Annotated in this window: 11 protein-coding genes; 3 read left to right on the forward strand and 8 right to left on the reverse strand. The window is 68.6% G+C overall.

The genetic code is table 11. The features are described 5' to 3' along the window. Positions 1-359: 359 nt before the first annotated feature. Positions 360-1,118: a sigma factor-like helix-turn-helix DNA-binding protein gene (locus tag AB0C29_RS16310; protein ID WP_360820901.1), complete on the reverse strand. Its 759-nt coding sequence runs from the start codon at positions 1,116-1,118 to the stop codon at positions 360-362. Between the two features lie 182 nt (positions 1,119-1,300). On the opposite strand from AB0C29_RS16310, the gene AB0C29_RS16315 reads away from it, so the two are divergent. After that, a complete protein-coding gene (locus AB0C29_RS16315; protein WP_360820903.1) occupies positions 1,301-4,855 on the forward strand; it encodes a BTAD domain-containing putative transcriptional regulator in 3,555 nt (1,184 codons plus the stop codon). A gap of 17 nt (positions 4,856-4,872) precedes the next feature. Here AB0C29_RS16315 and AB0C29_RS16320 read toward each other — a convergent pair whose 3' ends face one another. After that, positions 4,873-5,385, reverse strand: a complete 513-nt coding sequence (locus AB0C29_RS16320; RefSeq protein WP_360820905.1) for a YidB family protein — start codon at positions 5,383-5,385, stop codon at positions 4,873-4,875. 1 nt (position 5,386) lies between these two features. After that, entirely contained in the window at positions 5,387-5,575 is a 189-nt protein-coding gene (locus AB0C29_RS16325) for a hypothetical protein (protein WP_360820907.1), read from the reverse strand. Between the two features lie 197 nt (positions 5,576-5,772). Between AB0C29_RS16325 and AB0C29_RS16330 the strand changes: the two genes are divergently transcribed. Continuing rightward, positions 5,773-6,672, forward strand: coding sequence for an RNA polymerase sigma-70 factor (locus tag AB0C29_RS16330; RefSeq protein ID WP_360820909.1), 900 nt, complete (start codon positions 5,773-5,775; stop codon positions 6,670-6,672). 181 nt (positions 6,673-6,853) lie between these two features. Next, positions 6,854-7,174: a siderophore-interacting protein gene (locus tag AB0C29_RS16335; protein WP_360820911.1), complete on the forward strand. Its 321-nt coding sequence runs from the start codon at positions 6,854-6,856 to the stop codon at positions 7,172-7,174. Between the two features lie 473 nt (positions 7,175-7,647). Here AB0C29_RS16335 and AB0C29_RS16340 read toward each other — a convergent pair. From AB0C29_RS16340 to AB0C29_RS16360, 5 genes are all read right to left on the reverse strand, one after another. After that, positions 7,648-8,453 (reverse strand): IS5 family transposase gene (locus tag AB0C29_RS16340; RefSeq protein WP_360820920.1). Its coding sequence is split into 2 segments (ribosomal slippage): positions 7,648-8,129 and positions 8,129-8,453, totalling 807 coding nucleotides; the frame shifts between segments, so codons are not numbered across the junction. A gap of 69 nt (positions 8,454-8,522) precedes the next feature. Continuing rightward, positions 8,523-9,356 carry an alpha/beta fold hydrolase gene (locus AB0C29_RS16345; RefSeq protein WP_360820913.1) on the reverse strand — a complete coding sequence of 278 codons (834 nt, stop codon included), beginning with the start codon at positions 9,354-9,356 and terminating at the stop codon, positions 8,523-8,525. Between the two features lie 27 nt (positions 9,357-9,383). Further along, positions 9,384-9,890 carry a DoxX family protein gene (locus AB0C29_RS16350; RefSeq protein ID WP_360820915.1) on the reverse strand — a complete coding sequence of 169 codons (507 nt, stop codon included), beginning with the start codon at positions 9,888-9,890 and terminating at the stop codon, positions 9,384-9,386. Positions 9,891-9,909: 19 nt separating this feature from the next. Continuing rightward, positions 9,910-10,752, reverse strand: a complete 843-nt coding sequence (locus AB0C29_RS16355; RefSeq protein ID WP_360820917.1) for an ABC transporter permease — start codon at positions 10,750-10,752, stop codon at positions 9,910-9,912. Continuing rightward, positions 10,749-11,273: DUF4162 domain-containing protein (locus AB0C29_RS16360; protein WP_360820918.1), on the reverse strand; the 525-nt coding region annotated here is incomplete at its 5' end. The genes AB0C29_RS16360 and AB0C29_RS16355, both read right to left, overlap by 4 nt.

Here is an 11,273-nt window from a genome sequence, read left to right on the forward strand (position 1 = left end):
CGCTGCGGCCGGGTCCGGCCCGACGGCCGCGATCGCCGTGGCGGCGAGCAGCGCGGAGGCGGCAGCGCCGGCGATCCGGAATGCTGTTGATCGGAACATTTCTTCTCCTTGTATCGGTGGACACCGACGGCGTCGGCGCGGTCTTGAAACCGCTTGTTGTCCATGACGCTAGGAGGGCGCAGTGCCGAAGCAGTTCCGAACCAGTGTGGGTGCAAGTGACGGCCCAGCGGTGACAGGCAACCGTTTCTGCTGTCACGTCGCGGTCGGCTGCCAGGTCCTCAAGTCACGAACCACGCCGATCGCACAGGAGGGGCGCGAAAGCCTCAAGCCTCGGCACTTCGGCGCGGTCCAGACGTACGTCAGGCCGGTAGCGCCTCCTCCAGAGCTTCCGACGTGCTCGCCGGGTCGCGCGCGAGATCGGCCAGGGCGGCGGGGTTCCCGGTCCGTGCGACTTCCTTGAACGCGCCCAGCAGCTCGAGCTGCTCTGCGGGCGTCGCGCGGCGGCCGCTGTCTGTCCTCGTTCGCACGCGGGCCCGCCGGACCAGTTGACGGGCGTTGACCTCGGTCGTCCCGAGAAGGGAGCCGATCTCACGATAGGGATAGGCGAACGCTTCCCGGAGCACGTACGCGCACCGCTCGCGAACGGTGAGCCGCTCGACGAGCAGCAGCATCGCAGCCCGGATCTCCTCTGCGCGTTCCACAACCGTCGCCGGGTCGTCTCCTGGATCGGGTGGTTCCCAGGCCCACGACGCCGCTGAGCCGCGGTGGCGCTCATGCGCCGTCTGGGTCACGTTGATGGCCAGCAGGGTCGTGGTGCGGCAGAGGAACGCCGGCACGCTGCGGACCGTGCTGCGGTCTGTCCGGTCCCACCGCAGCCACGCGTCCTGGACGACGTCGTCGGCGCCGCTCTCACGGCCGATGACCCGCTGCGCTATGCGCAGCATCCGATCACGGACGCCGAGGAATTCTGAGAGATGCTCGGCGTCCGGGTGCGGGTTGCCGGGCGGGCCCGGCGTTCGCCGCCCCGTGACCGGGCGCCTGGCGGAGTGCCGGCCGTAGGGCTGTGTCGTGGCTACCGCGATGGCAGGACAGGACAGGTCGAGTGTGGCTTCGGACATCGATGCCTCCAGGTCGTTCAGGTCGATGGCCAGGACGCTAGGTGGGCGCAGGTCAGGGAAAGTTCCAAACGAGTGCCGACAGCAGTGCACGGCCCTAGCTGTGTCCTGGGTCACACTGATGAGCTGTCACAACCGGGCGCGGCGGGATGTCTTGGCTCGTGAAGCCGGGAGAAGGGATTCCCATGACCGCCGTGCAGTTCCAGATCCTCGGACCCGTGCGGGTCCGCAGGGACGCCACGGACCTCGACATCGGCGGCCGTCAGCAGCGGCTCATGCTGGCCCTGCTGCTGGCCCGGGCCGGATCGGTGGTCAGTGTGACCGAGCTGGTCGACGCCATCTGGGACCAGGAACCTCCCGCGAGTGCGATCAACGTGGTGCACCGCTACATCGGCGCGCTCCGCCGCCTCATCGAACCCGGCCTGCCGGTCCGCGCCCCCGGCCAGTACCTCATCCGGCAAGCAGCCGGGTACCGGCTTCAGGTCACCGCGGCGTCGTTCGATCTCCTGCGCTTCCGTGCGCTGGTCGCCCAAGCGGCCCGGTCGAACGACATGATGCATGCGGTGAGCCAGTACACCGACGCGTTGTCCCTGTGGCAGGGCCGGTGCGCCGCCGGCCTGGAGCCGACTCCGCGCGCCCATCCGGCTTTTCTCGCCATCGATGCCGAGTACTCCCACGCGGTTCAGGACGCCGCCGATGCCGCCCTGCGGAACGGACAGGTACGGCTCATCCTCCCGGCCCTGCGCCGCGCGTCCGGCCAGGAACCGCTGGACGAGGCTTTGCAGGCCCGGCTCCTGCTGGCCCTCGCGGCCGACGGTCGCCAGGCTGAGGCCTTCGACGTTTTCCAGAACGTTCGCCGGCGTCTGCGAGACGAGCTCGGTGTCAGCCCCGGAGCCGAACTGCTCGGCGCCCACGACAGCCTTCTGCACCAGCGCAGCGTGACGACGAGCCGGCCGAAACCCGATGATGCCCAGCGCGTCACCGCACCGGCCCCGGCACCGGGGTTGATCGGCCGCGAGGCGGAACTGCACACCACGCGCCGGCTGCTCACTGCGGCGGCCGCCGGCAGCGGCTCCGCGCTGCTGATCCGCGGCACTCCCGGCGTGGGTAAATCGGCGCTGCTGCAGGCCGTCACCGCCGAAGCCGCCGAACACGGCTTCGCTGTCTTGTCGACGGCCGGGGTGGAGACCGAGCGGTGGTTCCCCTTCGCCGCGTTGCACCTGTTGTTGCAACCCGTGTCGCGCCACGTCGAGGACCTGCCGGGCGCACACCGGCTGGCCCTGCGGGGCGCGTTCGGCGCGGCCGACGACCAGCCGGACGCGCACCGCGTCGCCTTCGCGGTGCTGGAACTGCTGGCGGAGGCCGCCGAACGGCAGCCGGTCCTCTTGCTCTGCGACGACGTGCAATGGTTCGACACACCCAGCCGGGAGGTACTGAGCTTCGTCGCCAGGCGCACCCGAGACCATGCCATTCTGGTCGTCGGCGCAGCCCGCCCCGGCGCCGTCGAGCAGCACGCAGCCGCGGATCTTCCGGAACTGCACCTGAAACCCCTCGGCCGCGCAGCCGCCGGCAGTCTGCTCGACACCGGCGCGCCGGACCTCGCGCCGTCGACGCGCTCGCTCATCCTGGAACGCGCCGCCGGCAACCCGCTGGCTCTGGTGGAACTACCCAAAGCCGTACGGGGCGAGGATGACAACCTGCAGGAACTGCCGCTGACCCGGCGGCTGGAGATCGCGTTCGCCGCCCGTACCGAAACGGCGAGCCCAGCGTGCCGCACGTTCCTGCTTGTCCTGGCCGCGGAACCGACCGCGCCATTGGGCCGGCTGCTGGAGGTCTCGAGCGCCCTCACCGGCTCGGCCGTGGACGTGGACGTCCTCCACGAGGCGGTGGACGCCGGATTCGTCACAGTGCGGGAGCACAGGACCGAGTTTCGCCACCCGCTGATGCGCTCGGCCATCTATGAACAGGCGACGGTCGCCGAGCGGATCGCCGTGCACCGCGTTCTGGCATCGGCGCTGGGGGATGCGCCGGAACGTCAGCTGTCCCACCTGGTCGCGGCGACCCTCGGCCCCGACGAGAGCCTGGCCGGCCGGCTCGAGTCCTTCGCCGACGACGCGCAGCAGCGGGGCAGGGTCGCCACTGCTGTCCCGGCTCTGAGCCAGGCAGCCGGCCTGGTGAGTGACACGCGCCGCCGCACCCGTCTCCTGGTCCGGGCGGCGGAGTTGGCCAGCGACCTCAACGACCGCCGGCACGCCCGGGTGCTGCTGAACCGCGCGGACCTGAGCGTGCTGGGCCCGACCGAACGAGCCCGTCTGCTGCTCGTGTCGGACAACGCCGCCTTCGAACCCGACGAGCCACGACGGCGGATCCAGGACATGGTTCTCGCCGCGACCGAAGCGGTCGAGGACGGCGCCCGCGAACTCGCCGAAAACCTGCTGTGGCGTGCTGCCGCCCGATGCTTCTTCCAGGACGGGGATCCGCAGACCCGGGCCCGGACGGCGGCCGAGCTGGACCGCTGGGGCGCCGACCTGGACAGTCCTCATGCGCTGGCCGTGCGGGCCTACACCGAACCGTACCGCTTCGGAACCGACGTGCTGGCGCGGCTGGCCCGAGCCACCCCGGTCCCGGACGACGGCAGGATCCTGCACTTTCTGGGCACCGCTGCGATGGTCCTCGGTGACTTCACCGGCAGCGTCGAGCACCTCGCCGCGGCGGCCGCGGCCTGGCGGTCGCAGGGGCGTCTGGGACTGCTATCCCGCGCCCTGGCCGGCTCCTGGCCGCGCGTCTACCTGGGTCAGCTCGACCAGGCCCGGGCGGAGTCCGAGGAGGGGTACCTGCTGGCCAAGGAGACCGGCGAGAGCATCGCCCTGCTGGGACTGACCGCAACCGCAGGACTCGTGGCAGTCCTGCGCGGAGAAACCGGGACAGCTACCCGGGTGATCGAGGAACTGCGGGGCAGCAGCTTGTTCGCGGGCATGCCCTTCGCCACCGTGATGGCACAACAGGTCAACGGCCTGCTCGCCCTGTTCGACGGCCGGGCCGAGGAGGCCTGTGCGATCCTGTCGAAGGTCTTCGACCCGGCCGATCCGCACTACCACTCGGTCAGCCGCTGGCTGGTCGCACCGGATCTGGCCGACGCCGCCGTGGCCGCGGACATGACCGGGCAGGCACGCGAGCTGCTCACGGATCTGCCCGACCTGGTTCGCCAACTGCCGTCGGAGATGATGACGACGGCGTACGCCTACACCAGCGCTGTCCTGGCCTGCGACAAGGACGCCGACCGGCTGTACGAGTCCGCGCTGGCCTCGATGCCGTCCGGATGCCGGCTGATGCATGCCCGCCTCCGTCTGCACCAGGGCCGCCGGCTACGCGGGCAGCACCGCCATGACGACGCCCGCGGGCTGCTGCGTGCCGCGCGTGACGAGTTCGACCGCCTCGGTGCCCGGCCCTGGGCTGAGGCGGCACGCCGCGAGCTGCGCGCGACGGGCGAGTCCAGTACCGATCGGCACCCGACCATGAGTGATCACCTGTCAGGGCAGCAGCTGCAGATCGCGGTGCTGGCCGCACAAGGCCGAAGCGACGAGGAGATCAGCCGCCGCCTGTTCATCTCCCACCGCGCTGTCGCCACCCACTTGAGTGCCATCTACCCACGGATGAGGGTGACCAGCCGTACCCAACTGGGCGCCGCTCTCGCCCCGGGCACCGCCGAGGAGGTCAGGGCCCAGACCGCGCCAAATTGACCGGTCACAGCGACGCCTCAACGACCGAAGGCTCCGGCCAACCGGTCATCGAACGCGATGGCGTCCGCGATCTCGCGGGCGAGCCGTGCCGAGTCGACGACCTGTCCTCCAGGACTGACCGCGTCCACGACCTCCGGCAGCACACTGGCGAGCTGCCAGGCGACGGTAGCCGGGCTACCACTGGTGAACTGGGCGAGATCGGCGATCGCGGTATCGCCGATCGTCAACCGGACCTGTTCGACGGTCATCGGCATGTTCGGCGCACTGTCGGACAACCAGCTGCGGTACTGCTCCGGGCGGGTCGTATCAGCGAGGTGGAGCACCATCGCGTGCAGGCGCGCCGGGCCGGGCGGCGCCAGCGACATCCTCGGGCCGACATGCGTCAGGCCGTAGAGCAATTGCTGCACCTCCGGGTCGTCCAGCACGGTGGACAGCTTGGCGATGTCAACCATGGCCACTCTCCGTTCTCGCTCTGTCATCAGCGGATTCGCCTTGCGCAGATGACCGGGCAGTGACCCGATCCGTGACACCTCACAGTTCTCCGCCCAGGGCACTGACCAGACGGTCCGCGGTCAGGCCGAGCCGGAACAGCAGGTCGGTGTCCGCGGCGTCGTCGAGGTCGAGCCGTTCGGGCAGACGTCCCGCCACCGACTCGGCGTAGTCGGCGCCAAAGGCACGGCGCGCAACGGCAAGCACATGCGTCTTCGTCAGGATCGTCACGGGATTCCCCTTTCGAGCCCATGGGACAGGCAGTCCCTGTCCCGGTTACCTCGTAGACCGGCGGACACCGCAATTCGTGACAGCCATGGGCGCGGTTTCTGCGCTCACCGCGTAGCGGCACCGCAGCGAAGTCGGCGCAGCTCACTGTGTGACGGACATCGTTGGTCATCAGGGGTGCCAGGGCCGAGGATGAGCGGGTGAGCGGACAAGAGATGCCCGATCCCGCGGCCGATCTCGAGCAGGCCGCGGCCGCCTTCACCAGCGTCCGGCCGCGACTGTTCGGGATCGCCTACCGCATGCTGAGCAGCGCCGCCGAGGCCGAGGACCTGGTCCAGGAAGTCTGGCTGCGGTGGCAGGCCTACGACCGCAGCACAGTGGTCAACCCGGCCGCGTTCCTCGCGACGATCACCACCCGGCTGGCCATCAACGCCCTGCAATCGGCCCGGGCCCGCCGCGAGACCTACATCGGCCCATGGCTGCCCGAACCGGTCGACACCAGCGCCGACCCGTACCTGGGCGCTGAGCGCGGCGAAGCGCTCGAATTCGCGGCACTGCTGCTGATGGAACGGCTCACCCCCGATGAACGCGCCGCCTACGTGCTACGGGAGGCCTTCGACTACCCGTACGCGAAGATCGCCGACATCCTGCAGTCGACTGAGCCCGCGGTGCGCCAACTGGTCAGCCGCGGCCGTAAGCATGTGACCGGCGAGCGCCGCAAGCCGGCCGCCGCCGACGCTCAGCGGGAACTGCTCGCCTCGTTCATCGCCGCCGCCCGTACCGGAGACATGACCGCCCTGGAACGGCTGTTCACCGAAGACGTGACCAGTCTGTCCGACGGCAACGGGGCCACCCGGGTCTCGCGCCGGCCGGTGGTCGGCGCCCAGCGGGTGGCGCGATACATCACGGCCATCTCCTCCTGGTTCTGGGACGGCATGCAGGTGCAGTGGGTCAGTGCGAATGGGCAGACCTCGGCCGTGCTGCGCCGTGACGGCAACCTGTTCGGTGTCCTGACGGTCACTGCCACCAGCGATGGCATCGACAACCTGCTGTGGATGGTCAACCCGGCCAAGGTCGCCGCGGTGGCTGAGGCAGCCTGACCCCTCAGGCGTCACAAATTGAGATGCTGTCCGGTCATCACTCGCGACTGCGACGAAAGCGATGACCGGAATGCGATCGATGCAAGGAGTTGGCGGCGCCACCGGCACACCGGCACACCGGCGCTTCCGTGCGTGCGGACACCGTTCCTGACCGCGCATGCGCCACCGGGCTGACAATGTCGTGTGTCGGTTCGCCACGGCCTGCCGGTCAGGAGACACCGTCGCGATCCGCGCCGCCCTGGCTGTCACGGTCGTCGCGGTCTGCGACGGTGTGGGAGTCGTGCACGGCGCGATCGACGTGGCCCGGCTCGCGCGGCTGCTACTGGTCGAACGACCGCAGGTCACAGTGAGTGCCGAAGCTGTCAACGGCGGGCCCGGGCTGGCCGTACGCCGCCTCGGCCGCGCCATCGCGGTGATCGCCATCGACACCACCGGAGCCGAGATCACCGCGCTGTGGATCGCGGTCGATCCGGGCAAGCTGCGCGCCTGGCACCGGCCCTGAGCCGAACATCGGCAAAGCATGACCGTCGGTAGCGAAGGTCGACGCTCAGCCATACCGGATGAAGACGCTCGACGTGCGGGAGGATCAGATTCTCATCGAGGTCGGTGTGCAACTCGCGCATCACCTCAGCACCACCCGGGACACGGTCCCTGTATCCGGTTTGGCGGGTCAGCTGCGCGGTCGAGGCGTGGCGATCATCTGCACACCGGTAAGCATCAACCTGGGACACCGGTCTCGCCCAGCAGGAGGACGTCGAGCCGTTGGAGGTTGCCGACAACGGGCAGCTGCCACTCCCCGGGATCAGCATCCCGCAGGCCCGACCGGCAATCAAAACCCCCAACTCGATCATCGGCCGAAACGTGAATGATCGCGGTGGGGGGTAACGTGTCCGAGGATCGACACAAACCAATACCCCATTAGGGCAGATCGTCGACCTAGAACTACTCATAGCCTAAGAGCTCCTAACGTGATCTCTACGCGGTCCATTTGATCAAGCGACGCCAGCAGATCAGGGCGCAGGCGAGGCTGACAAGACTGTCGTGGATGTCGAGCCGGCGTTCCCAGCGAGCGGCGATCCGGCGGAACTGGTGCAGCAGGGCGAAGGTCTGCTCGACGACGTAGCGCAGCTTGCCCAGGCCCTTGATGTTGGGTGTCTTCGGCTTGGCGATGATCGGTTCGGTGCCGCGTTCGCGGCAGGCCTGGCGGAGGGCTTCGCTGCGGTATCCCTTGTCTGCCAGCAAGACGTCGAAGCGGCGCCGGGGCCGGCCAGGGCGGCCGGCTATCGGCGGGTAGCAGTCGAGCAGGTCCAGCGCGCGGCTGATGTCGGCGACGTTCGCGTCGCTGGTCAGTACGTAGATCGGGGTGCCGTTGCCGTCGCAGATCAAGTGGTGCTTGGAGCCGGGTTTACCGCGGTTGACCGGCGACGGGCCGGTGCCGGCGCCCCCTTTTTTGCGTCGATGTGACTGCCGTCCATCGCCGCACGTGTCCAGTCGATCCGGTTCGCCGCGTTCAACTTAGCGAGCAGTATCTGGTGCACCTGGTCGAAGACTCCCGCCTCAGTCCAGCGCTCCAGCCTGCGCCAACAGGTCATCCCGGAGCCGAAACCGAGCTCCTGCGGTAGATCTTCCCAGCCGATCCCGGTGTGCAGCACGAACAGGATGCCCTGCAGGCAGGACCGGTCCGGAATCGGCTTCGGCCCCGGCGCCTTTTCCGGCCACGGCGGCAGCACCGGCTCGATCAACGCCCACAACTGGTCATCAACATCCCACGGCCTGGCCACGACGAGCGAACGAAACTGATCTTCATGTCGTGACGCTGATCGGTCTTCCCGCAGCACCTCGCGGGCCCCTCAGTGTTCGCTGCTGAAGAACCGTAGCAACAGCGGGCCGACGGTCTGTGGGTCGACGACGTGATCCGGCCCCTCGAGGGTCTCCCGTTGAGCGTGGGGTAGTAGGTCTGCGAGCTCGTCGGCTGCGCGGTCGAAGAAGTCCGAGGGCAGGCCTGCCATGTAGGGGACCGTGATCGGTCCTCCGGTGGTGACCAGGACCGGTTGGGTGACCGTTGCCAGTCGATCGGCCGGCAATTGGTAGCGGTTGAGGAAGACGCTGTCGTGGACCAGCGTGGGCGCGAGGGCGACCGAATCCGTCCAATGCGCCGTCTGCTTGCCTGCCGCTTTCCTGGCCGCGATGTTGTCGTCGGAGGCGCCGGTCACGCGCATGAACAGTTCGAGAACCTCCTCGTCTCGCCCGGCGTCGAAGGCGCGTCGGGTGTCCGCGATGTACTCCTCGAATCGCGGGCGTATGTCGTCCCCGACCACGTAGGGCACCTCCCACACGGCGATCGTGTCGATGGCTGACCCGGCCGCGGCGGCTTCCAGCGCCAGCGCGCCACCAGAGGACGCCCCGAACAGGTGTGCCGAGCCGCCCGCCTCCGCGATCAACGCATCCAGGTCCTCGATCTCCCTTTCCACGGCGTAGGGCTCGGTGAAGCCGCTCGCGCCGCGTCCCCGACGGGCATAGTTGTAGACCGTGAAGTGCTCGGCGAGAGCCGGCGCCAAGGGAGCGTTCTCCACCCCGTCGTCGAGTCCCCCGCCCACCAGAATGACGGCCGGGCCGCTTCCCTTCCGGTCGTAGGCGATGGTGGTGCCATCGTTTGATGTCACGCGAAAGGCCATCTCGTTCATCTCACATCTCCGTTCGAGAGGTTTGTCTCAGCGCCTGAGCAGCGTGCCGACGACGGCCTCGGTGCGCGACCACCGCGCCCTTGCGATCACGGCCGCCACGACGAGAAAGGCGAGCGGCAGCCAAGGGCTCTGCTCGAGCACGAACTGATCGGTGATGCCAGCACCGGTCAGCAATGCCGCCAACCCGAGACTGGCCAGGCCCGCCAGAGCCGGGATCAGAAGTCCAACCCCTCCCGCGACCTCCAGCGCTCCGACCAGGTACCGGAGCCACTGGCCAGCCCCGATGTCGGCGAACATGTCCACCATGACCGGGTCGCCGGCGAGCTTCGAGATTCCGCCGCCGGCGATTATCGCCGCCAGCACGACTTGCAGAATCCAGACCCCGATGCTGCTCGCCCGCCCGGGCGTGTGCGCAACGGTTTCCGAGTTGTTCTTAGGGATGGTGCTCATTCGGCTCTCCTTGTCGTGTCCGGGCCTGGTGCCGGTGATGGCGTTGGCCGAGTAGGCCGGGTTGTCGGAGTTGATTTCGACCAAGTGCTCGCGGTAGCGGCATCTACTTCTTGTTGCGGTAGAGGACCATGGTGATGGGACCGAAGACCGCGACTAGAAGTACGGACGAGACGAGCACCCAGCCGATTTCCCCGGCGGGCACCGAGCCGTGCATCAGGCCGCGTATCACGGTCGCCAGGTGGGTGATCGGGTTGACCTCGATGACCGCCTGCATCCACCCGGGCATCGTCTTCGGGTCCACGAAGATGTTGCTCACGAACGTCAGTGGGAACATCACCATCATGCTGACCCCCGCCACCGAGTTCGGCGTGCGCAGGATCAGGCTGAGCATCGTCCACAGCCACGACAGGCAGAACGAGAACACCAGCAGCAGCGCGACCGACAGCACCACGCCGACGGCGCCACCCTCCGGCCGGAACCCTAGGACCAGGCCGAGCATGATGACGATCGCCGACCCGATCGAGTAGCGCACCAGATCGCCGAGCAGGGCGCCGACCAGCGGGGACGGTCGCCACACCGGGAGCGACCTGAACCTGTCGAAAACGCCTTTCTGAATGTCGGTGTTCAGCGTAATACCAGTGTTCATGGTGATCATGACGTTCGCCTGCACCAGGATGCCCGGCAATAGGAACTGCAGGTATTCCTGCGTCGACCCGGCGAGCGCGCCACCGAACAGGTAGGTGAACATCAACGTGAACATGATCGGGAACAGGGTCACGTCGACGAGTTGCTCGGGCACGTGCTTGATCTTCAGCAGCGCCCGCCAGCCGAATGTCAACGAGGTGTGCACCGGACCGGGGCTAGACGGCCGCTCGCCGGCCAGCACACTGCGCAGCGCGTCCTCGGTGACCGGCGCCGACGCCTGCTCCGCGGACATGGCATTCATGCGGCATCCTCCTCGGGTGTCTCCTCGGCGGCGTGTCCGGTCAGGGCGAGGAACACCTCGTCCAGGCTCGGCTGACCGAGCGCGAACTCGGTGACGTCGATGCCGCTGCGGGACAGCTCGGCCAGGGAACGGGCGACCCGCTCGGGGTCGGAGATCCGCGCGGACAGCGCGGCCGGGTCGGCGGACGGCTCGACCTGCACCTCGAGGACGCCGGCGAGGACCCGCTCGGCCTCGGCCCGCTGCTCGGGCGCACGTAGCCGTACGTGCAGCGAGCCGGCGCCGACCGATGCCTTGAGCTCGCCGCTCGAGCCCTCGGCGACCACCTTCCCGTGGTCGATCACCGCTATCCGGTCGGCCAGCTGGTCGGCCTCGTCGAGGTACTGCGTGGTCAGCAACACGGTGGCGCCCTCGGCAACCATGCCCCTGACGATTTCCCACACCTGGTTTCTGCTGCGCGGGTCGAGCCCGGTCGTGGGCTCGTCGAGGAAGATCAGTTCGGGGGTGACGACCAGGCTCGCCGC

The organism is Actinoplanes sp. NPDC048791 (assembly GCF_040650095.1).
Lineage (GTDB): Bacteria > Actinomycetota > Actinomycetes > Mycobacteriales > Micromonosporaceae > Actinoplanes.

Bases quoted from the DNA above. Each gene is read 5' to 3' on its own strand.
- AB0C29_RS16310 (WP_360820901.1), bottom strand. From the start codon at position 1,118: ATGTCCGAAGCCACACTCGACCTGTCCTGTCCTGCCATCGCGGTAGCC.
- AB0C29_RS16315 (WP_360820903.1), top strand. From the start codon at position 1,301: ATGACCGCCGTGCAGTTCCAGATCCTCGGACCCGTGCGGGTCCGCAGG.
- AB0C29_RS16345 (WP_360820913.1), bottom strand. From the start codon at position 9,356: ATGAACGAGATGGCCTTTCGCGTGACATCAAACGATGGCACCACCATC.
- AB0C29_RS16355 (WP_360820917.1), bottom strand. From the start codon at position 10,752: ATGAATGCCATGTCCGCGGAGCAGGCGTCGGCGCCGGTCACCGAGGAC.